This is a genomic window from Isoptericola sp. Y541 (assembly GCF_059445465.1).
Window position 1 is genome coordinate 344,512 of sequence record NZ_JCAIUJ010000002.1, and the last position, 26,734, is coordinate 371,245.

The window sequence follows — 26,734 nt, forward strand, 5'->3', positions numbered from 1 at the left end:
TGGTCGAGCCCGCTGGTCGAGCCTGTCGAAACCCGGTTCGTGGTCTCGACCCTTCGACAGGCTCAGGACGGCGCAAGCTCGACCGACGAAGCCTCGACGGGTCAGCCGTGCTCGGCGGCCAGCTCGCGCGAGCGGTCGCGCGCGGCCTCGAGCGCGTCGAGGAAGGCGGCCCGCACGCCGCCGTCGTCCAGCTTGCGCAGCGCGGCGACGGTGGTGCCGCCGGGCGACGACACCTTCTCGCGCAGCAGCACGGGGTGCTCCCCCGTCTGGTCGAGCAGCTTGGCCGAGCCCAGCACGGTCTCGACGGCGAGCCGGCGCGCGACGTCGCGCGTGAGGCCCAGCAGCACGCCGGCCTCCGCCATCGCGTCGACGACGTAGAAGACGTAGGCCGGGCCCGAGCCGGCGAGGGCACCGAACGCGTCCATGTCCTTCTCCGCGATGCGGAACACGTGGCCCGAGCCGGACAGCACCTTCTCGACCAGCGCGACGTCGTCCTCGCGGGCGGCGGTGCCGCCGACGACGGCGGTGACGCCCGCGCCGACCAGCGCCGGGGTGTTCGGCATGGCCCGGACGACGGGCGTGCCGGCGGGCAGGCGCTGCTCGAAGAACGACAGCGGCAGGCCGGCGGCCACGCTCACGACGACGGCGCCGGGGTCCAGCGCGTCGGCCACGCGGTCGAGCATCGCGCCCACGTCCTTGGGCTTCACCCCGATCACCACGACGTGCGCGCCCTCGACCGCGGCCACGTTGTCCGTCGTCGCGCGCACCCCGAACCGCTCGGTGAGGTGCGCCCCGCGCTCCGCGCGGCGCGACGTCGCCACCACGTCCTCGGGGGCGACACCGGCGGCCAGCGCCCCGGCCAGCACCGCCTCGCCCATGTTGCCCGTGCCGAGGAACGCCATCTTCACGCCGCTCACCTGGGCACTCGTCGGGGCCTGCTCGTCAGTCTGCTCGCTCACGGGCACCACGGTACGTCCCCGCGAGTTGCCGGCGGGCGGCGGGACTACAGCGGGTAGGCGGAGTAAAAGTCCTCCATCAAACCCGACGGGCCGGTGGCCTGCAGGACGGCCGTGCCGTTGCGCCAGGTGACGACCGACGTGCCCTCGGTGGTACCCGGGGTGATGACGTACGCGCCCACGGCCTTGTCGTCCACCGCCACGTCGCCCTCGCCCGTCGGCTCGCCCACGGCCTTGACCAGCGCCTCGTAGGCGGCGGTCGCGGTGTCGTCGTCCTCCCACTGGCCGGCCAGCACCTGCGCCGACGTGGCGCCGTCTCCGTCGCCGTCGGCGTACGTGAGCTGCCACGCCTCGACGGCGTCCGCGTCCTTCTCCCACGCCTCGTAGGTCGCCGCCTCGCGCAGCGCGAGCTGCAGCACCGCGTCCGGCGTGGCCTTGAGGAACGTCGTCTGGTCCTTCGGACGGCCGCTCGGGGAGATCGTCGGCGTCGGCACCGGGGCGGTCACCGTGGCCTGCGGCTCCGGCTCGTCGTGGGCGAACCCGGGCCAGACGAACGCCGTGAGCAGCACCACCAGCAGCACCAGTAGCCCCGCGCCCGACGCCACCACGATCCGACGGCGGCGGAACACCTCCGGCGACGGGCGCCCGTTCCCGCCCGTGCGTGCCTGGCTCACGATGTCCTCCTGCGGGTCGGTGCGTCGATGCACCCGCAGCCTAGGGGGCGCCGCCGCCGATCGATCGCGTCCGGCGGCCGCGTGTCGACGACCGCGCGTCGACGCCGCGGCGCCGGTCCGACGACGGCACGAGCACCGCTGTCGGTGCCGACCTCTAGCGTCTGACGACGTGAGCACCACCGCCTCGTCCCGCACCCGCGCCAAGCAGGCGCGCCCCGGCTACCGCTGCACGGAGTGCGGATGGACCACCTCCAAGTGGGTGGGCCGGTGCGGCGAGTGCCAGGAGTGGGGCACCGTGACCGACGAGGGGCCGGCGGCGTCCGGGCCGCGCACGGTAGCGGTGAGCCCGAGCAGAACGCCCGCGCGCCCCATCTCGGACATCGACATCACCGCCGCGCAGACGGAGCCCACGCGGGTGGACGAGCTGGACCGGGTGCTGGGCGGCGGCCTCGTGCCGGGCGCCGTCGTGCTGCTGGCCGGGGAACCCGGCGTCGGCAAGTCGACCCTGCTGCTCGACGTCGCTGCCACGTACGCGCGCGGCGGCGACGGGCGCGACGCCCGCACCGTGCTCTACGTGACCGGCGAGGAGTCCGCCGGGCAGGTCCGGCTGCGCGCCGAGCGGGTGGGCGCGCTGGCCCCGAGCCTGCTGCTCGCCGCAGAGACGGACCTCGGCACGGTGCTCGGCCACATCGAGGCCAACGAGCCGGACCTGCTGGTCGTGGACTCCGTGCAGACCATCGCCTCGGCCGAGGTGGACGGCACCCCCGGCGGGGTCAGCCAGGTGCGCGAGGTCGCGGCGGCGCTCATCCGCGTCGCCAAGGAGCGCCAGGTGCCGGTGCTGCTGGTCGGCCACGTCACCAAGGACGGCACCGTGGCCGGGCCGCGCACGCTGGAGCACCTGGTGGACGTCGTGTGCCAGTTCGAGGGCGACCGGCACTCGCGGCTGCGGATGGTCCGCGCCGTGAAGAACCGGTACGGCCCCACGGACGAGGTCGGCTGCTTCGAGCTGTCCGAGGCCGGGATCGTCGGCCTCAGCGACCCGAGCGGGCTGTTCCTCTCCCACCTCGGCGCGGGCGTGCCCGGCACCTGCGTCACCGTGACCCTCGAGGGACGGCGGCCGCTCGCCCTGGAGCTCCAGGCGCTCGTCGCGCCGTCCCCCCTGGCCAACCCGCGCCGCACCACCAGCGGCGTCGAGTCGTCGCGGCTGGCGATGATCCTCGCCGTCCTGCACCGGCATGCCGGGCTGCGCCTCGCCGACCAGGACGTGTACGTCTCCACGATCGGCGGCGCCCGCGTCACCGAGCCCGCCGCCGACCTGGCCACGTCCCTCGCGATCGTCTCCGCCCGCACGGGCGAGCCGCTGCCCACCGGCACGATCGCGCTCGGCGAGGTCGGCCTCGCCGGCGACCTCCGGCCCGTCACCGGGCTCGACCGGCGTGTCGGGGAGGCCGCGCGCCTCGGCTTCGTGCGCGCCGTGGTGCCCTCCGGCGCCGCCGTCAAGGCGCCCGCCGGGATGCAGTTGCTGGAGGCCCGGCACCTCGCCGAGGCGGTCGAGCTCGCCGGAGTCGGTGTCCGATCGGCGGATCACCAGGGCGAGCGCACTCCCACGTCGTAGGATTCCCCCGTGGCTCCCTCTTCCGTGCACTCCGATGCCCTGCTCCGGGAGACGCTTGCCGCGGTCGCCCCCGGCACCGAGCTGCGCGACGGCCTGGAACGGATCCTGCGCGGCCGCACCGGCGCGCTCATCGTGCTCGGCCTCGACAAGACGGTGGAGCAGATGTGCTCGGGCGGCTTCGAGCTGGACGTCCAGTTCTCCGCCACCCGCCTGCGCGAGCTGTCCAAGATGGACGGCGCGTGCGTGCTCGACCGCGACGCCACCCGCATCCGGCGCGCCGCCGTCCAGCTGCTGCCGGACCCGTCCATCGAGACCAGCGAGTCCGGCACCCGGCACCGCACCGCGGAGCGCGTCGCCAAGCAGACCGGCCTGCCCGTCATCTCGGTCAGCCAGTCCATGCGGATCATCGCCATCTACATCGGCTCGTTCCGGCACGTCCTCGAGGACCCGGACACGATCCTGGGCCGCGCCAACCAGGCGCTCGCCACCCTCGAGCGGTACCGCTCGCGCCTCGACGAGGTGTCCGGCACCCTGTCCGCGCTGGAGATCGAGGACCTCGTCACCGTGCGCGACGTGTGCTCGGTGGTGCAGCGCCTCGAGATGCTGCGCCGCATCTCCGAGGAGATCGACGGGTACGTCGTCGAGCTCGGCGCCGACGGCCGGCTGCTCGCCCTGCAGCTCGACGAGCTCATCGGCGGCGTCGGCGCCGACCGCGACTTCGTGGTGCGCGACTACGTGGAGCTCGATCGCAACAGCCGCACGCTCGCGAACGTGCACGCCGACCTCGCCGCCCTCGACTCGGCCCAGCTCCTCGACCTCGGCCACATCGGGCGGGTGCTCGAGCTGCCGGGCGGGGGCGTCGCCCTCGACGCCGCGGTGGCGCCCCACGGGTACCGGCTGCTGGCCAAGGTGCCGCGGCTGCCCGCCGCGATCATCGAGCGGCTGGTGCGGCACTTCGGCGGGCTGCAGAAGCTCCTCGCCGCCAGCGTGGACGACCTCATGGCCGTGGACGGCGTCGGGGAGCAGCGCGCCCGCGCCGTGCGCGAGGGCCTGTCCCGCCTGGCCGAGTCCAGCATCCTGGAACGTTACGTCTGACCTGTTCCGCCGGCCTCGTCCCGCCGTTCAGCGGGTCTTCTCGTCAGCGGCCTTGTCGCCCTTCGACTCCTCGGCCGGCTCGACGCCCTTCGCGTCGTCAGCTTTGGCACCGTCAGCCTTGGCGTCGTCGGCCTTCGCGTCCTTCGCGTCGTCGGCCTTCGCGTCGCTCTTCGCCTTCTCGGCGACGGTGAAGGTCACGGGCTCGCTGCGGGTGCCGGGGACGTCGGCGAGCGTCGCGGTCGCCTGGTAGGTGCCGGCCTCGACGGCGGGCTGCTCGCCCTCGCAACCCTTTACCGAGCGACCGCTGGACCACTTCACCTCGCGGACGTCCATGTTCTCCGGGCCGAGCAGCAGCATCCGCGTGCCGTCGGCGCAGTCGGCGGACGACCAGAGGCGCTCCTTGCCGGACTCGTCGGTGATCGTCACCGCGCGGCTGGCGTCCGCGCCGTCGAACAGGCACGGCACCCGCCCGACGTTCGTCACCCGCACCATGAACGACACCGGCGAGCCCGCCGTGACGGTGTTCGCGCTCGACGAGAGCCGAAGCTCCACGTTCTCCGGGCGGCACGTCGTGGCCGGCCCACCGACGTCGAGCGGCTCCGGCACCGCGACCTTGTCCGCCGCCAGCCCTTCCGGGCCTCCGGCCAGCACCCCGCGCACCCCGTCCACCGCCTGCCCGAGCCCGTAGCCGCCCACCACGCCCAGCGCGGTCAGCAGGATCACGACCAGGAACGAGACGACCGGAGACCGCCGCCCGCGCCGGGCCGCCGGCCGCCGCGCGGGCTGCCGTCGTGCCGGCTTCCGACCCGCCGCCGCGCGGGCGCCCCCGCGGGAGGCTCCCGGCGCGACGAGCGGGGACGCCGTGGCGACGCGACGGTCGCCGCGCCGCGCGCCCGACGCGCGCGCCGTCGTCGACCGGCCGGCGGATCCGCGTGCGCCCGACCGCGCACCCGTGGACCGCGAGTTCGACGACGCGTTCTGGCGTGCACCCGCCCGCGGCGCAGAGCTCTTGGACCCGCCCTTCGATGCGCCCTTCTTCGGCGTGCTCTTCGAGGCACCCTTGGGCGAGCCCTTCGAGGCGGACGTCCGCGAGGACGCGGACGACGATCGCTTGGACGCGCCGCCCTGTGACGACCGGGGCGTGCCGCCGGAGCGCGCGGACGAGCCGGACGCGCTGGTCCGCCCACCGGCGGAGCGCGCACCACCGCCGCGCGAGGTGCCCCCACCTCGACGCCCGTCGTCCGCACGTGTCACGGGCACCCCTCCGTCTCGATCCGTGCCGCCGCGCCACCGTACGACGCGCGCGGGCGCGCTCCGCGGAGCCGCGCCGCCGTCGTCCCGGGAACCACCCGCTCGCGCACGCGAGCTGTCAGGACCAGGGCGACGTATACGGGGCTGTGAACCTGACAGGTCGTGGGCGAGAATGGGCGACCGTGCCCTCCCCCACCGCCGAAGCGCCGACCTCGACCCGCGACGAGCTGGTCGCGCGCACGGTCGCGTGGTTCGACGACGCCGCCCGCGACCTGTTGTGGCGCCGCGCGGACCGCACCCCGTGGGGCGTGCTGGTCAGCGAGGTGATGCTGCAGCAGACGCCGGTGGTGCGCGTCGAGCCGGTGTGGCGGACGTGGCTGGAGCGATGGCCGACGCCGGCCGACCTCGCCGCCGCTTCCACGGCCGACGTGCTGCGTGCCTGGGACCGGCTCGGGTATCCGCGCCGCGCGCTGCGACTCCACCAGTGCGCGGCAGCGATCGTCGAGCGGCACGACGGCGAGGTCCCGGTCGACGAGGTCGCCCTGCGCGCGTTGCCCGGCGTCGGGGAGTACACCGCCGCGGCGGTCCGCGCGTTCGCGTTCGGACGCCGCTCCGTCGTCGTCGACACCAACGTGCGGCGCGTGCTGGCCCGCGCCCTGGGCGGCAGCGCGCTCGGCGCACCCTCCCCCACGGCGGCGGAGCGAGCCCACGCGGCCGGCGTCGTGCCCGAGGACGACCAGACCGCGGCACGCTGGGCCGCCGCGTCGATGGAGCTCGGTGCCCTCGTCTGCACGGCCCGTGCTCCGCGCTGCGGCGCGTGCCCCGTCGCGGACCTGTGCGCATGGCGCGCCGCCGGGCACCCACCCGACGAGGATGCGCACCGCCGTCGCACGCAGGCCTGGCACGGCACGGACCGGCAGGTGCGCGGCCGCGTCATGGCGGCCCTGCGCGCCGCCGTCGATCCCGTGCCCCGAGTCCTGCTCGTCGACTCCGGCCCCCACGCGCTCCAGGTGGACCGGTGCCTCGCCGGCCTGATCGAGGACGGGCTCGTCGAGCAGGACGACGCCGGCCGGTACCACCTGCCCGCCTGACGGTGGGTTGGGCCTGTCGAGTCCCGGGTTTCGACAGGCTCACCAGCGAGGGTTTCGACAGGCTCAACCAGCGAGGGTTTCGACAGGCTCACCAGCGATGGTTTCGACAGGCTCAACCAGCGGCGGGGTCAGAGCTCCAGCAGCAGGCGGGAGTTGCCGAGGGTGTTGGGCTTGACCCGCGCGAGGTCGAGGAACTCGGCGACGCCGTCGTCGTGGGAGCGCAGCAGCTCGGCGTACACGTCGGTGGTGACGGGGGTGCCGTCGATCTCGCGGAACCCGTGCGTGCGGAAGAACCCGACCTCGAAGGTGAGGCAGAAGACGCGCCGCAGCCCGAGCTGCCGCGCCCGGCCGACGAGCCCCTCGACGAGCGCGTGCCCGACGCCGCGACCGCGCCAGGCCGGGTCGGCCGCGAGCGTGCGCACCTCGGCGAGGTCGTCCCACATGACGTGCAGCGCGCCGCACCCGATCACGCCGCCGTCGGGGTCCACCGCCACCAGGAACTCCTGGACCGCCTCGTAGTAGCCGACCATCTCCTTGGCCAGCAGGATCCGGCGCTCGGCGTACGGCTCCACGAGCCGCCGCACCGTGCGCATGTCTGCCGGCAGGGCGGGACGGACGGCGAACGACGCGCCGTGGTCCGCAGGCAGGTCCGGGAGCACGCCGTCACTCTACGGTCGGGCCCCCGCGACGGCACGGGCGTCCGGTGCACGGACGTTCACGTGCGCGGAAGTCAGGGGCGGGGCTGCTCCACGAGGGCCGCGGCGGTCACCTCGTCGATCACCAGGTCCGTCACGACGCCCGCGGCGAGCGCCGCGGTCAGAGGCCGGACCTTGTTGTCCCCGGCGACGGCGCACAGCCGGCGCGGCACGCGGCGCAGCTCCGCCGGCGACGGCCCCGTGGCACGGGCGTTCAGCTGGATGTCGCGGTAGGTGCCGTCCGCCCGCACGAAGACGGTGCACACGTCGCCGACCACGCCCTCGGCGTCGAGCAGGGCGACGTCGTCGGGGTCCAGGTAGCCGGCCGAGTAGACGTGCGAGGGCACCCCTCCGGTGAGGGCGCCGACCGAGAACAACGCGATGTCGGCACGGCCTTGGACGTCGAGCACCCGGCGCACGGAGCGCTCGCGCCACATGGCGGCGCGCGTCTCGGCGAAGTCGAAGAACGCCGGGACCGGGAAGTGGTGCACCGTCGCGTCGAAGGCGGCGCCGAAGCCTGCGATCAGGTCGCCGGCGTAGCTCATGCCCGAGGTGCGCGTGTTGGCGGCGCCGTTGAGCTGCACGACGGCGGAGCCGCGCGTGGGCTTGTGGGGTAGGTGCTCGGCGATCGCGGCGAGCGTCGTGCCCCACGCGATCCCCAGCACCATGTCGGAGTCGAACCAGCGGGCCAGCAGGCGCGCGGTGGTGACTGCGACCTGCTGGAGGCGGTCGCCGTGGGTGGCCGCGTCGGAGACGGGCACCACGTAGGCGTCGATGCCGTACCGCTCCACGATCTTCTGCCCCAGGCCGGGCGCGCGGGAGTGGCCCGGGCGCAGCGTGATCTCGACGACGCCGGTGTCCCGCGCCCTCTTGATCAGCCGCGACACGGTGGAGCGCGACGTCCGCAGGTGCCGCGCGATCGTCTCCATCTTCATGTCCTGCAGGTAGTACATCGTCGCGGCCATGACGACGTCACGGTCCCGATAGCTCGACAGCTGGTTCGACATGACTCCAGCATCTCACCCTGCACGTTTGTGCACCCAGGTTGCGCGGACGTGCCAAGAGTGCTGGTCTGAGTACGTCTTCGCCGATCGGAAGGAACCCACGATGGCCTCCACCCGGCTTACCGCCGAGTCACGCACCCAAGCGCTCGCCGCGCTCAAGGCCTCGCAGGCCCCGAGCGGCGAGCTCGACGTCCTGGTCATCGGCGGCGGCATCACCGGCGCCGGTGTCGCCCTCGACGCCGCGACCCGCGGCCTGTCCACCGCGATCGTCGAGGCGCAGGACTGGGCCTCGGGCACGTCGAGCCGCAGCAGCAAGCTGGTGCACGGCGGCCTGCGGTACCTGCAGATGCTCGACTTCCACCTGGTCAAGGAGGCCCTCACCGAGCGCGACCTCCTGCTCAAGGACATCGCCCCGCACCTGGTGAAGCCCGTCCCGTTCCTCTACCCGCTCGAGCACCGGCTGTGGGAGCGCGCGTACGTCGGCGCCGGCATCGCGCTCTACGACATCCTGGCCTCGCTCGCCCCCGGCCGGCGCGCCATGCCGCTGCACCGGCACCTCAGCCGGCGGCAGATGGAGCACAAGTTCCCCGACCTCGCCCACGACGCCGCGATCGGCGCCGTCCAGTACTGGGACGCGTCGGTGGACGACGCCCGCCTCGTGTCCACGCTCGTGCGCACGGCCGCGAGCTACGGCGCCCACGCGGCGGCCCGCACCCAGCTGGTGGCGCTCACCAAGGGCGCCACCGGGGCCGTGAACGGCGCCGTCCTCCTCGACCTCGAGACCGGCGAGGAGATCGCCGTCCGCGCCCGCCACGTCATCAACGCCACGGGTGTGTGGACGGAGGACACCGAGGCGCTGGCCGGCGACGCCGGCGGCCTGCGCGTGCTCGCGTCCAAGGGCGTGCACATCGTGGTGCCGCGCGAGCGCATCAAGGGGACGGTGGGCCTGATCCTGCAGACCGAGAAGTCGGTCCTCTTCGTGATCCCGTGGTCCCGGTACTGGGTGGTCGGCACCACGGACACCCCGTGGGTGCAGGACCCGGTGCACCCCGTCGCGACCGCCCAGGACATCGACTACGTGCTGGACCACGCCAACGCCGTGCTGGCGCACCCGCTGTCGCGCGACGACATCGTCGGGACGTACGCCGGCCTGCGACCGCTGCTGCAGCCCGGCACCAAGGAGGGCACCAGCTCGGCCAAGGTCTCGCGCGAGCACACCGTCGCCAGCCCCGTGCCCGGCCTCACCGTCATCGCGGGCGGCAAGCTCACGACCTACCGCGTCATGGCCAAGGACGCCGTGGACTTCGCCATCGGCCAGCGCGCCGCGGCTCTGCCGTCGATCACACACCAGATCCCGCTGCTCGGCGCCGTCGGGCTGCGGGCCACCCGGCGCCTCGCCCGCACCTGGGCGCAGCGGTACGGCTGGACGCCTTCCATGGTCGACCACCTGCTGCACCGGTACGGGTCCTCGCTGCGCCAGCTCGTCGACCTGTGCGAGCAGGACCCGTCGCTGGCCCGCCCGCTGGAGCACGCCCCCGCCTACCTGCGCGCCGAGATCCACTTCGGCGTCAGCCACGAGGGCGCGCTGCACCTCGAGGACCTGCTGCTGCATCGCACGCGCCTCGTGTACGAGGTGGCCGACCAGGGCCGTGGCGCGCTCGCCGAGATCGCCGACATCACCGCGCCGCTGCTCGGCTGGGACGACGCCACCCGGCAGGCCGAGATCGACGCCTACACCGCCCGCGCCGACGCCGACGACGCGGCGGCGCTCGAGCCCGATGACGCCAGCGCGGAGGCCGTGCGCCTCCGCGTCCCGGACGTCGCCGCCATGCAGCCCCTGCGGGGCTGACCCACCCCGGCCGGGCGTACGGCCGGGACATCACCACCCGCAGGGCATCGCCCGACGCGGTACTCTCCGGTCCCGGAGAGGACAACGAGGTCCCTAACAGAAAGAGATCCGACGATGGACACACTGATCATGAACGCGTTCTGGTCCGAGATACTCGGTACCGCGACGCTGATCCTGCTGGGCGCCGGCGTCGTCGCCAACGTGGTGCTCCCCAGGACCAAGGGGTTCAACGGCGGATGGCTGCTGGTCAACTTCGGGTGGGGCCTCGGCGTGTTCGCCGGTGTCTTCACCGCGTACAAGTCCGGCGCGCACCTGAACCCTGCGGTGACGATCGGCCTGTACACCGCGCAGCAGCCGTTCGCCCAGCTCACCGGTCCCGACGGGCAGATCACCGCCACGATCGAGCCGACCGTGAGCAACATGTTCATCTACTTCGCCGCCGAGATGATCGGCGCGATCATCGGCGCCGTGCTCGCGTTCATCGCGTACAAGAAGCACTTCGACCAGGACGCCCCGGGAGCCACCAAGCTCGCCGTGTTCTCCACGGGCCCGGAGATTCGCTCCTACGCCTGGAACTTCATCACCGAGGTCCTCGCAACCTTCGTGCTGGTGTTCTTCGTCGTCGTCTCGGGCAAGACTCCGCACCAGCTGGGGCCGCTCGCCGTCGCGCTCATCGTGGTCGCGATCGGCGCCAGCCTCGGTGGACCCACGGGGTACGCCATCAACCCGGCACGTGACCTCGGGCCGCGCATCGCGCACGCCTTCCTGCCCATCAAGGGCAAGGGCTCCAGCGACTGGGCATACTCGTGGGTCCCGGTGGCCGGGCCGCTCGTGGGTGGCGTGCTCGCCGGCCTCCTCGGCTCCGTCTACTCCTGACCCGACCCCGCCGGCCGGGCCTCTCGCGGGCCCGGCCGGCTTCCCACCACCACACCGACGTGAAGGGCATCCCCCATGGCTGACTACGTCCTCGCCATCGACCAGGGCACGACGAGCTCGCGTGCCATCGTCTTCGACCACTCCGGCCGCATCGTCTCGTCAGGACAGCTCGAGCACGAGCAGATCTTCCCCCGAGCCGGGTGGGTCGAGCACAACGCCGAGCAGATCTGGACCAACGTGCGCGAGGTCGTCGGCCTCGCGCTCACCCGCGGCAACCTGGCGCACACCGACCTCGTCGCGATCGGCATCACCAACCAGCGCGAGACCGCGGTGGTGTGGGAGAAGAGCACCGGCAAGCCCGTCTACAACGCGATCGTGTGGCAAGACACCCGCACGCAGGCGATCGTCGACGAGCTCGGCGGCGACGTCGGCCCCGACAAGTACAAGTCGATCGTCGGCCTGCCCCTGGCCACCTACTTCTCCGGCCCCAAGGTCAAGTGGATCCTCGACAACGTCGACGGGGCGCGTGAGGCCGCCGAGCGCGGCGATCTGCTGTTCGGCAACACCGACACCTGGGTGCTGTGGAACATGACGGGCGGGCCCGACGGCGGCGTGCACGTCACCGACGTCACCAACGCGTCGCGCACCATGCTCATGGACCTCGACACCCTCTCCTGGCGCGAGGACATCGCGGCCGACATGGGCATCCCGATGTCGATGCTGCCCGAGATCCGCTCCTCCTCCGAGGTGTACGGGCAAGGCCGCGCCCGCGGCCTGGTCCCCGGCGTCCCGATCGCCGGCATCCTCGGCGACCAGCAGGCCGCGACCTTCGGGCAGGCGTGCTTCGAGGTCGGTACCGCGAAGAACACCTACGGCACCGGCAACTTCATGCTGCTCAACACCGGCACGGAGAAGGTGCCGAGCAGGAACGGCCTGCTCACCACCGTCTGCTACAAGATCGGCGACCAGCCCGCCCGCTACGCGCTCGAGGGCTCGATCGCCGTCACAGGCTCGCTCATCCAGTGGCTGCGCGACAACCTGGGCATGTTCGAGGACGCACCCGACGTCGAGTGGCTCGCCCGCAAGGTGGACGACAACGGCGGCGCCTACTTCGTGCCCGCGTTCTCGGGCCTCTTCGCCCCGTACTGGCGTCCGGACGCCCGCGGCGCGCTCGTCGGGCTCACCCGGTACGTCACTCGCAACCACATCGCGCGCGCCGCGCTCGAGGCGGTCGCGTTCCAGTCCCGCGAAGTCGTCGACGCCATGCGCCTCGACTCCGGGGTCGAGCTCACCGAGCTCAAGGTCGACGGCGGCATGGTCCAGAACGAGCTGCTCATGCAGTTCCAGGCCGACCAGCTCGGGGTGGACGTCGTGCGGCCCAAGGTCGCGGAGACGACCGCGCTCGGCGCCGCCTACGCCGCCGGCATCGCCGTCGGCTTCTGGAAGGGCGAGGAGGACGTCACCGCCAACTGGGTCGAGGACAAGCGCTGGTCGCCGGCCATGGCCGAGGACGAGCGTGAGCGGCTCTACCGGTCGTGGAAGAAGGCCGTGACGAAGACGTTCGACTGGGTCGACGAGGACGTGCAGTAGTCCTACCTCGGTGGTTGAGCCTGTCGAAACCAGCATCCGCTGGTTGAGCTTGTCGAAACCACCGGCCGCTGGTTGAGCTTGTCGAAACCACCGGCCGCTGGTTGAGCTTGTCGAAACCACCGGCCGCTGAAGGGACGACATCGCTTCGTCCGGTCGCGTTCACGCGCTCCAAGGGGCGCTCCACTTCGGGAACTTCTACGACCGGACGAAGCGACGTCGTCCCTTCAGCTTTTGCGTTCGGCTGGCTGCCGGGTGGTGAGAACGCGGTGCCCCCTCGGCTCCGCGTCCGGGCTACGCCACGACGAGGAGGCCGGAGGCGACCGCCGTCAGGGCGAGGCCCAGCACCTGGATCGCGCGCGGGCGCTCGCGCAGGACGAGGACGCCCACCAGCACCGGGACCACCGGATAGAGGGCGGACAGTGCCACCGCGACGGTGACGAGCTCGGTCCGCGTCGCCTGCAGGTAGCAGACGAGGGCGGCTGCGGCGAGGACGCCGGAGAGGGCCGCCGCGAGCCGCACTCCCGGGCTCGGCCGGGCGGCGACCGGGGCGTCCCCTCCCGGACGGCCCGCTCCGGGGCGGGCACCGACGCCACCGGGACCAGGATCACGAGCGCGCCGACGAGGACGACCGCCGCCGCGCGTCCGGACGCCACCGGCCAGATCCCCGAGCCCGTCCCTGCCTGCGCCAGGGCGAGGTACTGGACCGCGATGCCGACGCTCGACGCGAGGCCGTCGCGCACCGCTCGGAGGCCCCCCCCCGGCGCGCTTCCGCGTCCCCGGGAGACCGAACTACCCCGCATCCGCAGCCGGGCCGTCAGCCGCGCAGGAAGGTCTCCGCGGTGGTCAGCAGGAGGGCGCGCTCGCCCGCGACGGTGAAGTCGTCGTCCGTCGCGACGCGCTCGAGGAAGCCGCCCGAGAGCAGGGCGAGCCAGGAGGCGATGCGGGCGGCGGGGACGTCGTCGCGCACCTCCCCCGCCGCCTGCCCGCGCTCGATCCACGGGAGCAGCAGGTCGCGCTGGGCCCGGTCGTCGGCCGCGAGCGTGTCGGCCACCGCGGGCAGGTGCATGACGCCCGCGACGGCGCGCACGAACCCGGGGATGCGGGGGTCGGCGGCATCGTCGGCCCACCCGGCCAGGATGTCGAGCAGCACGCCGCGCGGGTCGCTGCGCCCCTCGTACACGGCTGCCCGCTCGACGATGTCGGCGGTGCCCAGCTCGAGGATCGCGAGCACCAGCTCCGTCTTGGTGGCGAAGTAGTGGAAGAACGTGCCGGAGCCGATGCCGGCCTGCTGGCAGATCGCGGCCGTCGTCGCGCCTTCGTAGCCCCGCTCGGCCAGCACCGTCAGGCCGGCGTCCACGATCTGCAGGCGCCGGAGGGCGTGCCGCTCCGGGTCAACCGTGCGTGCCACGCGCACCGTCCGGGCGCCGCGCCGCCGTCCCGGCGTCGCCGCCTACTGCCCCGCGGACCCGCCGCACCTGCAGGCGGTCGTCGCGCCGGCGCGCGGCGAGGCCGATCCCGGCGAGCTCGGCGTCCAGCTCCGCCACGGCGGGGTCCTTGTGCTCCTCGAGCCGCCGCCGCAGCAGGGCGTGCTCCGTCGCCGTGAACCCGGGCCGGCCGTCCATCCACCGCGCGTAGTCGGCCTCGTCGGGGTCGGCGTCGCGCCACGGCCAGTGGTGCGCCTCGAACGCGGCCCGCACCTCGGACTTGCGCAGCGTGTCGGCATCGAGCCGCGCCCGCGGGGCTCCGGCCCCGCCGAGGAGGACCAGGTAGCGACCGTCGCGGAAGACGTCGGCGACCCCGGCGCGCTCGATCCAGCCTTCCCGGTCGTCCGTGCGGTGCTCCAGGTGGTCGTCCGCGACGGTCAGCCGCAGCGCCTCCCCGATCGTGGTCAGCACCAGGAGCACCCCGCCCACCAGGCCGAGCCCGCCGAGGATCGGGACGGACCAGGCGAGGGGCAGCCCCGCGAGCAGGTCGACCGGGCCGAGGCTCGGCAGCGGGCTGCGCTCGAGCAGACCCTGGAGCCAGCGGGCGAGCGGCGGGAGCAGGAAGCCCAGCCCCACGCCGGCGACGACGGTCGCCACGAGGACGAGGACGGGGACGGCACGGGGCTGGCGCACCTCGGTGGTCTGCACCCCGCAATTATTGGAGCGTGCACTCCAATAATGCAACCCGGGGCCTACCCTGGGCCCGTGAGCATCACGGGCACCATCGCAGCGCACGAATACACGATTCCCGGCGTCCACGTCACCGACCGCACCCTTACGGTGCCGCTGGACTGGTCGCGCCCCGACGACAGCCGCACGCTGTCGCTCTTCGTCCGCGAGCTCGTGGACCCCACCAAGCGCGCCGACGACCTGCCGCTCCTCGTCTTCCTCCAGGGCGGCCCCGGCGGCAAGGGGCCGCGGCCCACCGGCCCGGAGGGCTGGGCGGGCGAGGCGCTGAAGCGGTTCCGCGTGGTGCTGCTGGACCAGCGCGGCACCGGGCGCTCGACGGCCGTCCGCGCCGGCGCCCTCACCGCGCTGGGGTCCGCGGAGGCCCAGGCGGAGTACCTCACCCACTTCCGCGCCGACTCGATCGTGGCCGACGCCGAGCACGTGCGCGAGGCCGTGTACGGCGGTCGGCGCTGGTCCACTCTCGGGCAGTCGTACGGCGGCTTCCTCACGCTCACCTACCTGTCGCGGGCGCCCGAGGGCGTGGCGGCGTCGTACGTCACCGGCGGCCTCGCGGGGCTCAGCGCGAGCGCCGAGGACGTGTACCGGCGCACCCAGCCGCGGGTCGTCGCGAAGAACGCCCTCTACCGCGAGCGCTACCCCGACGACGAGGCCCGCATCGCCCGGGCCGCCGACCGCATCGCCGCAGGCGACGCGCGGCTGCCCGGCGGCGACCTGCTGACCGTCGAGCGCTTCCAGACCCTCGGCACGGCCTTCGGGATGGGCCCCGGGTTCGAGCGCGTGCACTGGATCATGGACGAGGCGTTCGACGAGGCCGCCCCCGAGGAGCTCACCGACACCTTCCTCGCCGAGGTCGGGGCTGCCACCGGCTTCGCCACCAACCCGATGTACGCCGTCCTGCACGAGTCGATCTACGCCCAGTCCGGCACCGGCGCGACGGCGTGGGCCGCCCAGCGGGTGCGCGACGAGGACCCGGCGTTCGCTGCCGGGGCCCGGCCGCTGCTGTTCACGGGCGAGATGATCTACCCCTGGATGTTCGAGCAGGTCGCGGCGCTGCGCCCCTTCCGCGCGGCCGCCGAGGCGCTCGCCGCCCGCAATGACTGGGACGACCTGTACGACCTCGACGCGCTCGCCGCCAACGAGGTGCCGCTCGAGGCCGCCGTCTACCACGACGACATGTTCGTGGACGCGCAGCTCTCGCTGGCTACGGCCGCGCACGTCGGGAACGCCCGCGCCTGGGTGACCAACGAGTTCGAGCACGACGGCCTGCGCCTCGGCGACGTCTTCGGCAAGCTCCTCGCCCGTCTGGACGCCCGCGGCGGCGCCCGCCCCGCGAGGTAGTGCGAAATCCCGCGAGGTAGTGCGAATCTCGGCGAGGTAGTTCGGCCCGTCGGCATGGACTCGTCACGACGCCGTCCACGACCTCCCCGGCCAGTACGCCCACTCCTCGAAGTCGGCCACGCGCCCGTCGGGTGCGAAGCGCAGCACCCACAGGTCGCGGTACTCCTGCTCGTCCGGCTCCGTGTAATGCACTTCGAGCCGGACGACGGCGTGGTCGCCCTCGACGGCGAGCGGCTCGGCCGTCATCGTGAAGCTGGCGCCCTCGTCGACGAGCCAGAACCCGCGGATCGCGTCGTGGCCGACCAGCTCCTCGGGGTCGTACGGCGAGCGCGCGTACCGCGCGTCCGGCGTGAAGAGCCGCGCGACGGCGTCAGCGTCCCCAGCCCGCCACGCGTCCTCGTACCCGGCGACCCACCGCCGCACGGCCTCCCGGTCCAGAGCCATCTCCGCAGTATGCTCACGGGCCACGCCCCCGGCAGCGTGGGGGACCGGTGCGGGTACCGGTGCGGGCACCGTGGGAACTGCGCGGTACCGTCGTTCGTCGGACTACCGGCCGGCCCCGTCGTCCGGCGCACGCACACATGAAGGTGACACCCGCATGAGCACCACCTCCCCCACCCCGATCCTGCGCGCGGCCGACCTCGTGGTCGGCTACGGCGGCCCCGCGATCCTGCAGGGAGTGGACCTCGAGCTGCTGCCGGGCGCCACGCCCGTCGGCGTGGTGGGCGAGTCGGGAGCCGGCAAGTCGACGCTGGTCCAGGCGCTGCTGGGGCAGATCCGCATCCGCGAGGGCCACGTGACGTACGAGGGCCGCACCGTCTCGCGCCTGTCCCGCCGCGACAAGAAGCGGTTCCGGGCGAGCGTGCGGTCCGTGGCGCAGAACGGGCTCGGCGTCGATCCCCGCTGGACAGTGGAGAAGGCGCTGACCGAGGCGCTCAAGGAGGCGCGCAAGGCAGGGCGCACCGGCGGGCAGACGGTCGCCGACCTGCTCGACGACGTCGCACTCGGCGCGGAGTTCACGTCGCGCACGGTGCACTCGCTGTCCGGCGGCGAGAAGCAGCGCCTTGGCCTGGCGCTCGCCCTCGCGACCCGCCCGGACGCCCTGCTGCTCGACGAGCCGCTCACGGCCGTCGACCCGACGATGCGCGGCGAGGTCGTGCGCCGGCTCACCGAGATCACCGCCGAGCAGGGCACCGCCCTGCTGCTCGTCTCGCACGACGTCGAGCTGGTCGACCGGCTCTGCCCCACCGTCCACGTCATGGCGGAGGGGACGTTCGTCGCGTCCGGCGCGCTGCGCGACGTCCTCGCCGACGCCGACCACCCCGCCGTCCGGGACCTGGCCGAGAACGCGCCCCTGGCGGCCCAGCGCTTCCGCTGACGGCCGGCCCAGGGAACCCGACCCGGAGCGGCGGCTGGCTCCTGTCCCGCTCCACCGACACCGTCGTGCGCCTGCTCGGCGGCGACCCGGACGTGCGCTCCGAGGAGACCAGCGAGCAGGAGCTGCGCGACCTGGTGGCCGCGCACCCCGGCCTGCACGAGGACGAACGGCGCATCCTGACCGACGCGTTCACCGCGTCGGACCGCACCCTCGGCGAGGTGATGCGCCCGCGCGGGGACGTCGTCTTCCTCGACGCGACGCTCACCCTGGCCGAGGCGGACGCCCGCACCCGCGGCCTGCCGTACTCGCGCTACCCGGTCACGGGCGAGGACGTGGACCCCGCGGCCGCCACGCGCGCCGCTCGGCACCTACGACGCCGGGCTCACCCCCGAGGGCTTCGCCCGGCTGACCTCCGTCGAGCTGCCCGACGGCCCGTACGAGACCGTCGCGGGCTACGTGCTCGCCCGGCTCGGGCGGCTGGCCGAGCCGGGCGACCAGGTCACGGTCGGCGGCCGGACCCTCACCGTGGAGTCCGTCGAGGACCGTCGGATCCGCACGGTTCGGGTGGAACCCCCGTCCTGAACGTCACGTGCCGGCGTCGTCGCGGGGCGCGTGCCGCTGCAGGAAGGCGAAGACGTCCGTGTCGTCGACGCCGGGGAACGCTCCGCGCGGCAGCGCCGCCAGCACCTGCTGGTGCATCCGCGCGCTGGGCCAGGCGACGCCGTGCCAGCGCTCGGCCAGGTCGGCCGGCGGGCGCTGGCAGCAGGAGGGGTCGGGGCAGGTGGAGCTGTGCCGCACGTGGGTGTCACGGCCGCGGAACCACTTGGCGTGCGCATACGGCACGCCCACCGTGATGGAGAACTGCCGGCCGTCGGCGCCGGAGCCCGTCTGCACGGAGTCCCAGAAGGTGCCCGCCGGGGTATCGGTGTATTGGTACGACTCCGTGGCCCGGTCACGACGCGTGAACGCCTCCCGCCCGGCCCACCACCGGCACACGAGCTGGCCCTCGATCGCGCCCGTGACGTCCTGCGGCAGGGGGAGTCCGTCGTTCGCGTAGCCGCGGAAGAGGGCGCCGTCGTCCCCGACGCGCAGGAAGTGCAGCGGGATGCCGAGGTGCACGGTGGCGAGGTTGGTCAGGCGCATCGCCGCGGCCTCGTGCGTGACGCCGAACGCGTCGCGGAAGTCCTCGACGGCGAGGTCCTTCTCGCGCTTGCGCTGCTGCAGGAACTCCGTGGCGACGGACTGCGGCATGAGGCAGCTCGCGGCGAAGTACGTGATCTCGACGCGCTGGCGCAGGAACTCGGCGTAGCTGCGCGGCCGCTCGTGCCCCAGCACGCGGTGCGCGATGGCCTGCAGCGCCAGCGAGCGCAGCCCGTGCCCGCCCGGGATCGACGCCGGGGGCAGGTAGATGCGTCCGTTTCGCAGGTCGATCACGGAGCGCGCGGACCGAGGCAGGTCGTCCACGTGCAGGATGGTCAGTCCCAGCTGCTCGGCCATGCGCGCCACCGTGCGGTGCGTCAGCGCGCCGGCGCCCGAGTACCCCGCCCGCCGGATCAGGTCCTCTGCGACGGCCTCGATCTGCGGAAAGTAGTTGTCCCGCTCCTGCCGCTCGTTCCGCAGCTCGGTGTTGGCGCGACGAGCCTCCTCGGGGGTGGCGATAGCCTCCTCCTCCCGCCGAGCGAGCTCGGCGTGCAGGCCGACGAGCTGCTCCAGCACCGGCACCGGAAGCTTCTGGCTCGGCTTGACCGACGGCAGCCCGAGGGCGCCGAACAACGGCCCGCGCTGCGCACGCTCGAGGGCGATCTCCAGCTCGGCACGGTGGGACGGCGGCTCGTCGGCGAGCAGGTCGGGCACCGCGACGCCGAGGGCGTCGGCGATGCCGCGCAGCACGGAGAGGCGTGGCTCGCGCCGCCCGTTCTCGATCAGGGACAGCAGGCTCGGCGCCGAGCCGACCCGCTCCCCCAGCGCCTCCAGCGTCAGGCCCCGCGAGGTCCGCGCGTGCCGGATCCGGCGACCAAGCGTGATGAGGTCCGGGCTCACGGACGGGGCTCGCGGGTCGCGGTCGGGCATGAATTCACGGTACGTGAAGATCGGCGAATCTTCACGGGTGAGTTACTGGAAAGGTGCCGCCGAGGCGGGGCACGCTGGTGGCAGCCCTCCCGGCATCGCACACGGAGGGCCATGCAGGGCCACGCCGACGGACGGAGCACCCGATGACCTTCACCGCGAACCCGCGCCGCACGCGACTCGCGATCGCCGAGCTCGCGCCCGACATTCTGGCTCTCGGTGAGCCGGCGGGCGCCGCGTCGCCGCGAGGCGCGACCTCGGCCGCGTTCTCGACGTCGGCCGCACCGGCGCCGCGGGACGCGCACGCCTGGGTGCGCCGGATCGCGGAGCTGACGCAGCCCGACGAGATCGTGTGGTGCGACGGCTCGGTCGCGGAGAAGCAGCGGCTGCTCGACCGGATGGTCGAGGCGGGCACGCTGACGAAGCTGGACGAGGCCAAGCGCCCGAACTCCTACCTCGCCCGGTCCGACCCGTCCGACGTGGCGCGCGTCGAGTCGCGCACCTTCATCTGCGCCGAGCGCGAGGCGGACGCGGGCCCCACGAACAACTGGCGCGCCCCGGCCGAGATGCGCGCCGAGCTCGATGACGTCTTCGCCGGGTCGATGCGCGGCCGCACGATGTACGTGGTGCCGTTCTCGATGGGCCCCGTCGGCGGCCCCATCTCCCAGGTGGGCATCGAAGTCACCGACTCGCCGTACGTCGTCGCGTCCATGCACGTCATGACGCGCGTGTCGACCCGCGTCATGGACCTCATCGACGGCGGGCAGCAGTGGGTGCCGGCCGTGCACTCCGTGGGCGCCCCGCTTGCGGACGGCGAGACGGACGTGCCGTGGCCCTGCAACGACACCAAGTACATCGTCCACTACCCCGAGACCCGCGAGATCTGGTCGTACGGCTCCGGGTACGGCGGCAACGCGCTGCTGGGCAAGAAGTGCTTCGCGCTGCGCATCGCCTCGGCGATGGCCCGCGACGAGGGCTGGCTGGCCGAGCACATGCTGCTGATCCGGGTGACGTCCCCCGAGAAGCGGCAGTACCACCTGGCCGCCGCCTTCCCCAGCGCCTGCGGCAAGACGAACCTCGCGATGCTGCGTCCGACCATCCCGGGCTGGACCGTCGAGACCCTCGGCGACGACATCGTCTGGATGCGCCCCGGCACCGATGGCCGCCTGCGCGCGATCAACCCCGAGGCCGGCTTCTTCGGCGTCGCGCCCGGCACCGGCGTCGAGACCAACCCGACGGCGATCGACACGCTCTCCCACGACGTCATCTTCACCAACGTGGCGCTCACCGACGACGGCGACGTGTGGTGGGAGGGGCTCACCCCCGAGCCGCCCGCCCACCTGGTCGACTGGCGGGGCGACGACTGGACGCCGGAGTCCGACACCCCGGCCGCGCACCCCAACTCGCGGTTCACGGTGGCCGCCGCCCAGTGCCCGTCCATCGCGGACTCGTGGGAGGACCCGGCGGGCGTGCCCGTCGACGCGGTGATCTTCGGCGGCCGGCGCGCGACGAACGTGCCGCTCGTGGCGCAGGCGACCAGCTGGGACCACGGCGTGTTCATGGGTGCCACCATCAGCTCCGAGCGCACGGCGGCAGCCGAGGGCACTGTCGGCGAGCTGCGTCGCGACCCGTTCGCGATGATGCCGTTCTGCGGCTACAACATGGCCGACCACTGGGCGCACTGGCTGCGCGTGGGCAAGGCGATCGACGCCGACAAGCGACCCAAGGTGTTCCAGGTGAACTGGTTCCGCAAGGGCGACGACGGCGGCTTCCTGTGGCCCGGGTTCGGCGAGAACTCGCGCGTGGTCGAGTGGATCGTCACCCAGCTCGACCGGGCGCGGGGCCTGCGCACCGACGCCGGCGCCGTGCACTCCCCCGTCGGCCTGCTGCCCGCCCCGGACGCGCTGCGCACCGAGGGCCTGGACCTGTCCGACGCCGACCTTGCCGCCCTCTTCGACGTCCCGGCCCAGCCGTGGCTGGCGGAGGCGGCGCTGACCGGCGAGTTCTTCGACTCCTTCGGCGACCGCGTGCCCCAGCAGCTCCGGTCGCAGCTCGCCCTGCTGCGCGAGCGGCTCGGCACGACCGCCTGAGGGCCGCAACCCTCGATCGGGTCGGCAGTTCGTGATCGGGTCGGCAGTTCGAACTGCCGTCCCGATCACGAACTGCCGACCCGATTCGCGTCAGGGCCGCATCTCCGGCGTGAAGGCGATGCCGATGCGCTCGTAGAGCCGCTTGCGCTGCGTGTTCTGGAAGGCCGCGACGCGCCAGCCCTCCCCCGTGCGGACGATGGTGAAGGTCTGCACCTTCGACGCCCTGCGCGGGGGCTTCGTGGCCACGTCGCCCTCGGCGAGGACCACCGCCACGTCGGGGTGCGGCACCGAGACGGACACGACGCGGGCGAACATGTGCGTGCCCTTGAGGAACCTGCGGAACAGTGCGGCGTGCGACCGCTCGATGCCCTCCGGGCCGCGGTACGTCGTACCCATGAAGGTCACGTACGGCGCGTCCGGCGTGAACTGGGCAGCGTAGGCGGCCGCGTCGCCGCGGTCCCACGCGTCGACCAGCCGGTCGACGACGGCGAGCGCCTCGGCGCGGACGACCTCGGCCCGGGGCTCGGTGACGGCGGTGATTCCGGTCATGGCTTCCTCCTGCGACAATTGACTGCGACGCTGCAATAGTTGCACGCATGCACATACTTGTCGAGAGGAACCCTGTGCCTGTTGAGCCACCGGACGCTTCGGCGACGTACCGCCGATACCTCGCCGCCGTCGTCACCTACCACCTCGCCGCCGCCAACCGGCTGGGCCTGGGCGCCACCGACTACCAGGCGCACAGCCTGCTCGGGCTGCACGGCCACCTCAGCACCGGCGAGCTGGCGGGATATCTCGGGCTCTCGCCGAGCGCGACGACGCGCGTCGTCGACCGCCTGGTCGGCCTCGGCCTGGCTGCCCGCGGGGCCGACCCCGACGACCGCCGCCGCACCGTCGTCTCGGCGACCGACGCCCCGCCCCCCGGGCTCGAGGAGCAGCTGGCGGACGTCCGCGAGCTGGTGGGGCCCGCCCTCGCCGACCTCGACGACGCCGGGCGCGCGGCCCTCGGCCGGTACTTCGAGCGCGCGACCGACGGCTACCGCGTGGCCACGTCCCGCCTGAACAAGCCTCGCTGACCACCGCACCCGGATCGGGTGCGCCGGCGGGCTCGCACATCGACCTTGACCTCAGCCCTGGCCTTGACCTCACGTCATCTTGAGGTCCTAGCGTCTCGACCACACCCCAGGACGGCACGGGAGGCGAGCGCAAGCTGGCGCAGGCGCGGGAGCTCGGCGCGACCCTGGCGGTCGACTACTCGGCCGAGGGATGGCAGCACCGCGTCCGGGAGTCGACCGGCGGCGCGGGGGTCCGCGTGTCCCTCGACGGGGCCGGCGGCACCCAGGGCGCGGCGGTCACCTCACGCGTCGTACACCGTGCCCATGAGCTCGCGCACGTCGGCCAGGGTGCGGTCGGCCACGGCGTTCGCGCGCGCGTTCCCCCGCGCGAGGACGTCGCGGACGACGGCGGGGGCGTCGGCGGCCAGGGCCCGTCGCCGCTCGCGCAGCGGCCGGAGCCCCTCCACGACGGCCTCTGTGACGACCGCCTTCAGCCGCCCCGCCCCCGCCGCGCCGACCGACTCGGCCAGCGTGTCCGGCGTCGTCCCCGCGAAGTGCGCGCCGATCCGCAGCAGGTTCGCGACCTCCGGGCGCCGCTCGGGCTCGTAGGTGATCCGCCGCTCGGAGTCGGTCCGGGCGCCGCGGAAGAACCGCACCGTCTCGTCCTCGGACGCCCGCAGCTCGAGCGCGTTACCGTGCGACTTGCTCATCTTGGCCCCGTCGTCGCCGAGCACGGTGAGCGACGGCGTGACCAGCGCCTCGGGCTCCGGGAAGTACGGGCGGGAGGGCGCGTAGCGCTGGTTGAACCGGCGCGCGACCGTGCGGGTGGTCTCCAGGTGCGGCAGCTGGTCCAGACCCCCCGGCACGAGGTTGCCGTGGCAGAACAGGATGTCCGCGGCCTGATGCACCGGGTAGGTGAACAGCAGGCCCGACATGCCGCGGCCCTGGCGGCGCTCGGCGTCGGCCGCCTCGGCCTTGACGGTGGGGTTGCGCTCCAGTTCGGCCACGCTCACGAGGGACAGGAACGGCAGCAGCAGCTGGTTCAGCGCGGGCACGGCCGAGTGCGTGAAGACCGTGGTGCGCTCCGGGTCGATCCCGGCGGCCAGGTAGTCGAGCACCACCTCGCGCACGACGGCGGGCAGGTCGCCGGCGTCGTCCCGATCGGTGATGACCTGGTAGTCGGCGACGACGAGGACGACCTCGACGCCGGCGTCCTGGAGACGCACCCGATTGTCGAGCGTGGCGAGCAGGTGGCCGAGGTGCAGCGCACCCGTGGGGCGGTCGCCCGTGAGGACGCGGAAGCGGCCAGGGTCGCGGGAGAACTCGGCCTCGATCTCGGCGGAGCGGGCCTGCGCGACGGCGGCGCTCGCCGTCGCGGTCGCAGACGACGCGAGGGTGGGCGTGGACAGGGCGGGCATGGACACGGTGGCAGTAGACATCGAGCGGCTCCTTCAGGGATCGCCGCCCGTCGGCCCGGTCCGGACACGAAAACGTCCCGGCTGCGACGGGCAGCTCGGGACGGGATGCGTGGGTGCGTCAGGTCAGGGCTGCGGGGGCAGCCACCACCAGGACGCACGCATCGACATGCCGCCCACCCTACGCCGCGGTCAAGGCCGAGCTGACCGAGGGGCAGGCGGGCACGCGGCCGACGGGCCGGCTCACGACGATTGCACCGAGAGCACGTGCTCCAGGTCGGAGGCGTCCACCAGCGGGTCGTCCAGGTCGACCGTCACCTGGGAGCGCGCCATCGTGCGGGCCGCCCCGGTGATGGCAGAGCGCAGCGCGGGGTAGTCGCCCACCTGGGCCTGTTGCAGCACGGTGCCGACGAACCGGCTGCCGCGCGGCGAGATGGTCTCCAGCGACTGCCCCTCCCGGATCTCGCCGCGCCGGGCCATCAGCGCCAGGCGCGCGGAGGTGCCGGTGCCGGTGGGGCTGCGGCAGAGCACGCCGGGGTGCACGTACGTGGCCGACGGCGACTCCCACCGGCCGTCGGCGATCTCGCGCAGCGGCCCCATGAAGTGCGCGAACGGCAGGGGCCCGACGTCGCCCAGGTCGGGGTGCTCCTGGCGCAGGCCCGGCCGGGCCGCACGGACGAATGCGTCCCCGAACGCGGTCAGCGCGATCTGCTCCGTCACGCTGAGGCTGAACCCGTACCGGGACGCGTCGATCAGGGCGTAGTAGGCGCCGCTCCACACGAGGTCGAACAGCACGTCGCCGTGCTGGGGCACCTCCACGCTCAGCGCCTCGTCGGCCACGTACGCCGGCTCACCCTCCGTGGTGACCGACACGACCCTGCCGTCGACGATCCGTGCGCTGACGCGGGCGAGGCCCGCGGGCGACTCGAGCACGATGTCCTGCAGCCCGTCGCCCTCGCGTAGCGGGATGGTCCCGCTCTGCAGGAGAGCGGTGGCGGTGCAGATCGTGTTGGAGCCCGAGTACAGCGGGTACCCCATCGCCTCCATGATGATGTAGCCGGCCTGCGCCTCCGGGTGGCTCGGCTCGACGATCAGGTCCACCGACATCGCGGGGTCCCCGTACGGCTCCGACAGCAGCAGCCGGCGCAGCCCGTCTCCGGCGCGTTCCAGGTAGCGGGCCTTCTCCAGCACGGTCGCGCCCGGCAGCGGCTCGACGCCGGACATGACGATCCGGCTGACGTCGCCGCCCGCCTGCGTGTCGATCAGCTCGAGGGTGCGCTCACGGTGCCGCATGCGGTGCCCCCACGACGTCCCAGTGCCGGTCGGGGACGACGACCAGCTTGCCGACGTACGTCTTGGACATGAAGGCGCGCTGCGCCTCGTGCAGGTCGGAGAGCCGGTAGGTGCGGTCGAGCAACGGCCGGATGTCGCCGTCGGAGATGTAGCGTACGAGGCGGCGGAACGCCGTCCGCGTGCCCTGGGACGACCCGTGCAGCTCGAGCTGCTTGAGGTACAGGGTGCGCAGGTCGAGGTTCACCACCGGGCCGCCGATGGCGCCCGCGGTGGTGTAGCGGCCCTCCGGCCGCAGGATCCGCAGCAGGTCGTTGAACATCGGGCCCGCGACCAGGTCCGCGACCACGTCGACCGGTCCGTCGACCACCCGCTCCACCTCGGCCACGAGGTCGGGGGCGTCGCGCAGGACGACGTCCTGCGCGCCGATCGCGCGCAGGGCCTCCTCCTTGCCCGCGCTCGTGACGGCGTACGGGACGGCGCCGCGGACCCTCGCCAGCTGGACGATCGCGGAGCCGACCCCTCCGGACGCCCCGGTCACCAGCACCCGCTCGCCGCGGGCGAGGCGGGCGCGGTCGAGCATCTGCTCCGCGGTCAGGTAGGCGCAGCAGAAGGTGGCGAGCTCGGCGTCGTCGATGTCGGCCGTGATCTCGTAGGCGTTCTCGGCGGGCACCGTGACGTACTCGGCGTAGCCCCCGTCGCGGCCGTGGCCGATGTAGTCGATGTCCGCCAGGCTGTCGTCGCCCTCGGGGCGGTGGTAGATCGAGAAGTCCACCATCACGCGCTCGCCGATCCGCGACGCCGGCACACCCTCGCCCACGTCCGCGATCACGCCGACCGTGTCGGCGCCCTGGATGCGCGGGAACGTCAGGGTGGATCTGCCCCGACGCCAGGTCGAGACCGACCCCGGATCGGTCTCGGTGCCGTAGGCACCCTCGCGTACCCACACGTCCGTGTTGTTCATCCCGCAGGCGTGCACGTCGATCAGGACCTCGCCCGGCGCCGGCGCGGGAGTGGGCACGTCGTCGCGGTAGACCAGCTGGTCGAGGCCGCCGTGGCCGACCAGCTGCACCGCCTTCATCACCTCGGGAATCTCCGCCATCTGGCGAGCCTAGGGGCGTGCGGACCGGCGGCGCACCACCGCGCGGACGTTGCAGTTCTTCCGCACTGTACTTTCCTGTTTTTCCACCACGGAGCGACCGATCCTTCCTCCACGGCGTAGGAGCCCGCA

25 protein-coding genes are annotated in these 26,734 nt (G+C 73.5%); 11 read left to right on the plus strand and 14 right to left on the minus strand.

Annotated features, from left to right (window positions below):
* Window positions 1-101: 101 nt before the first annotated feature.
* Both proC and AC1C2V_RS06375 read right to left on the minus strand, forming a co-directional pair.
* Window positions 102-959, minus strand: a complete 858-nt coding sequence (proC, locus tag AC1C2V_RS06370) for a pyrroline-5-carboxylate reductase (RefSeq protein ID WP_495388741.1) — start codon at window positions 957-959, stop codon at window positions 102-104.
* A 44-nt stretch (window positions 960-1,003) separates the two neighbouring features.
* The gene (locus AC1C2V_RS06375; RefSeq protein ID WP_495388742.1) at window positions 1,004-1,630 is read right to left on the minus strand and encodes a hypothetical protein; all 627 of its coding nucleotides are present in this window, start codon (window positions 1,628-1,630) and stop codon (window positions 1,004-1,006) included.
* 169 nt (window positions 1,631-1,799) lie between these two features.
* On the opposite strand from AC1C2V_RS06375, the gene radA reads away from it, so the two are divergent.
* Entirely contained in the window at window positions 1,800-3,245 is a 1,446-nt protein-coding gene (gene radA, locus AC1C2V_RS06380; RefSeq protein ID WP_495388743.1) for a DNA repair protein RadA, read from the plus strand.
* Between the two features lie 9 nt (window positions 3,246-3,254).
* Window positions 3,255-4,340 carry a DNA integrity scanning diadenylate cyclase DisA gene (gene disA / locus AC1C2V_RS06385; RefSeq protein ID WP_495388744.1) on the plus strand — a complete coding sequence of 362 codons (1,086 nt, stop codon included), beginning with the start codon at window positions 3,255-3,257 and terminating at the stop codon, window positions 4,338-4,340.
* A 27-nt stretch (window positions 4,341-4,367) separates the two neighbouring features.
* Here the strand turns inward: disA and AC1C2V_RS06390 are convergent, their stop codons facing one another.
* Window positions 4,368-5,594, minus strand: a complete 1,227-nt coding sequence (locus AC1C2V_RS06390; RefSeq protein WP_495388745.1) for a hypothetical protein — start codon at window positions 5,592-5,594, stop codon at window positions 4,368-4,370.
* Between the two features lie 179 nt (window positions 5,595-5,773).
* On the opposite strand from AC1C2V_RS06390, the gene AC1C2V_RS06395 reads away from it, so the two are divergent.
* Window positions 5,774-6,682: an HhH-GPD family protein gene (locus AC1C2V_RS06395; protein WP_495388746.1), complete on the plus strand. Its 909-nt coding sequence runs from the start codon at window positions 5,774-5,776 to the stop codon at window positions 6,680-6,682.
* Window positions 6,683-6,810: 128 nt separating this feature from the next.
* Here the strand turns inward: AC1C2V_RS06395 and AC1C2V_RS06400 are convergent, their stop codons facing one another.
* On the minus strand, window positions 6,811-7,341 hold the full coding sequence (locus AC1C2V_RS06400; protein WP_495388747.1) for an amino-acid N-acetyltransferase: 531 nt from the start codon (window positions 7,339-7,341) through the stop codon (window positions 6,811-6,813).
* Window positions 7,342-7,412: 71 nt separating this feature from the next.
* Entirely contained in the window at window positions 7,413-8,384 is a 972-nt protein-coding gene (locus AC1C2V_RS06405) for a sugar-binding transcriptional regulator (protein ID WP_495388748.1), read from the minus strand.
* Between the two features lie 100 nt (window positions 8,385-8,484).
* On the opposite strand from AC1C2V_RS06405, the gene AC1C2V_RS06410 reads away from it, so the two are divergent.
* From AC1C2V_RS06410 to glpK, 3 genes are all read left to right on the plus strand, one after another.
* Entirely contained in the window at window positions 8,485-10,230 is a 1,746-nt protein-coding gene (locus AC1C2V_RS06410) for a glycerol-3-phosphate dehydrogenase/oxidase (protein WP_495388749.1), read from the plus strand.
* A 114-nt stretch (window positions 10,231-10,344) separates the two neighbouring features.
* A complete protein-coding gene (locus AC1C2V_RS06415) occupies window positions 10,345-11,106 on the plus strand; it encodes an MIP/aquaporin family protein (protein ID WP_495388750.1) in 762 nt (253 codons plus the stop codon).
* Window positions 11,107-11,181: 75 nt separating this feature from the next.
* Window positions 11,182-12,696, plus strand: a complete 1,515-nt coding sequence (glpK, locus tag AC1C2V_RS06420) for a glycerol kinase GlpK (RefSeq protein WP_495388751.1) — start codon at window positions 11,182-11,184, stop codon at window positions 12,694-12,696.
* 291 nt (window positions 12,697-12,987) lie between these two features.
* On the opposite strand, the gene AC1C2V_RS06425 is transcribed toward glpK, so the two are convergent.
* The 3 genes from AC1C2V_RS06425 to AC1C2V_RS06435 all read right to left on the minus strand — a co-directional run bounded on the left by AC1C2V_RS06425 (window position 12,988) and on the right by AC1C2V_RS06435 (window position 14,828).
* Complete coding sequence (locus AC1C2V_RS06425; RefSeq protein WP_495388752.1) at window positions 12,988-13,215, minus strand: EamA family transporter; 228 nt, start codon at window positions 13,213-13,215, stop codon at window positions 12,988-12,990.
* 295 nt (window positions 13,216-13,510) lie between these two features.
* On the minus strand, window positions 13,511-14,104 hold the full coding sequence (locus tag AC1C2V_RS06430; protein ID WP_495388753.1) for a TetR/AcrR family transcriptional regulator: 594 nt from the start codon (window positions 14,102-14,104) through the stop codon (window positions 13,511-13,513).
* Entirely contained in the window at window positions 14,088-14,828 is a 741-nt protein-coding gene (locus AC1C2V_RS06435; RefSeq protein WP_495388754.1) for a YqeB family protein, read from the minus strand. The genes AC1C2V_RS06430 and AC1C2V_RS06435 overlap by 17 nt, the downstream gene beginning before the upstream one ends.
* 30 nt (window positions 14,829-14,858) lie before the next feature.
* Between AC1C2V_RS06435 and AC1C2V_RS06440 the strand changes: the two genes are divergently transcribed.
* Window positions 14,859-16,208 (plus strand): alpha/beta fold hydrolase, encoded by a 1,350-nt coding sequence (locus AC1C2V_RS06440; protein ID WP_495388755.1) that lies wholly within the window; start codon window positions 14,859-14,861, stop codon window positions 16,206-16,208.
* A gap of 63 nt (window positions 16,209-16,271) precedes the next feature.
* Here AC1C2V_RS06440 and AC1C2V_RS06445 read toward each other — a convergent pair whose 3' ends face one another.
* A complete protein-coding gene (locus AC1C2V_RS06445; RefSeq protein ID WP_495388756.1) occupies window positions 16,272-16,652 on the minus strand; it encodes a YybH family protein in 381 nt (126 codons plus the stop codon).
* Window positions 16,653-16,806: 154 nt separating this feature from the next.
* Between AC1C2V_RS06445 and AC1C2V_RS06450 the strand changes: the two genes are divergently transcribed.
* Window positions 16,807-17,586 (plus strand): ABC transporter ATP-binding protein, encoded by a 780-nt coding sequence (locus AC1C2V_RS06450; protein ID WP_495388757.1) that lies wholly within the window; start codon window positions 16,807-16,809, stop codon window positions 17,584-17,586.
* A 420-nt stretch (window positions 17,587-18,006) separates the two neighbouring features.
* Window positions 18,007-18,168, plus strand: a complete 162-nt coding sequence (locus AC1C2V_RS06455) for a transporter associated domain-containing protein (RefSeq protein ID WP_495389130.1) — start codon at window positions 18,007-18,009, stop codon at window positions 18,166-18,168.
* A gap of 3 nt (window positions 18,169-18,171) precedes the next feature.
* Here AC1C2V_RS06455 and AC1C2V_RS06460 read toward each other — a convergent pair whose 3' ends face one another.
* Complete coding sequence (locus AC1C2V_RS06460; protein WP_495388758.1) at window positions 18,172-19,656, minus strand: helix-turn-helix domain-containing protein; 1,485 nt, start codon at window positions 19,654-19,656, stop codon at window positions 18,172-18,174.
* 143 nt (window positions 19,657-19,799) lie between these two features.
* On the opposite strand from AC1C2V_RS06460, the gene AC1C2V_RS06465 reads away from it, so the two are divergent.
* Window positions 19,800-21,743 carry a phosphoenolpyruvate carboxykinase (GTP) gene (locus tag AC1C2V_RS06465; protein WP_495388759.1) on the plus strand — a complete coding sequence of 648 codons (1,944 nt, stop codon included), beginning with the start codon at window positions 19,800-19,802 and terminating at the stop codon, window positions 21,741-21,743.
* Between the two features lie 90 nt (window positions 21,744-21,833).
* Here the strand turns inward: AC1C2V_RS06465 and AC1C2V_RS06470 are convergent, their stop codons facing one another.
* Window positions 21,834-22,292, minus strand: coding sequence for an SgcJ/EcaC family oxidoreductase (locus AC1C2V_RS06470; RefSeq protein WP_495388760.1), 459 nt, complete (start codon window positions 22,290-22,292; stop codon window positions 21,834-21,836).
* Between the two features lie 74 nt (window positions 22,293-22,366).
* Between AC1C2V_RS06470 and AC1C2V_RS06475 the strand changes: the two genes are divergently transcribed.
* Window positions 22,367-22,819, plus strand: a complete 453-nt coding sequence (locus AC1C2V_RS06475) for a MarR family winged helix-turn-helix transcriptional regulator (protein ID WP_495388761.1) — start codon at window positions 22,367-22,369, stop codon at window positions 22,817-22,819.
* Window positions 22,820-23,100: 281 nt separating this feature from the next.
* Here the strand turns inward: AC1C2V_RS06475 and trpS are convergent, their stop codons facing one another.
* The 3 genes from trpS to AC1C2V_RS06490 form a co-directional block, all read right to left on the minus strand.
* Complete coding sequence (trpS, locus tag AC1C2V_RS06480; RefSeq protein ID WP_495388762.1) at window positions 23,101-24,237, minus strand: tryptophan--tRNA ligase; 1,137 nt, start codon at window positions 24,235-24,237, stop codon at window positions 23,101-23,103.
* 219 nt (window positions 24,238-24,456) lie between these two features.
* Window positions 24,457-25,506: a proline racemase family protein gene (locus AC1C2V_RS06485; protein ID WP_495388763.1), complete on the minus strand. Its 1,050-nt coding sequence runs from the start codon at window positions 25,504-25,506 to the stop codon at window positions 24,457-24,459.
* Window positions 25,493-26,605: an alcohol dehydrogenase family protein gene (locus AC1C2V_RS06490; RefSeq protein WP_495388764.1), complete on the minus strand. Its 1,113-nt coding sequence runs from the start codon at window positions 26,603-26,605 to the stop codon at window positions 25,493-25,495. The genes AC1C2V_RS06485 and AC1C2V_RS06490 overlap by 14 nt, the downstream gene beginning before the upstream one ends.
* Window positions 26,606-26,734 lie beyond the last annotated feature (129 nt).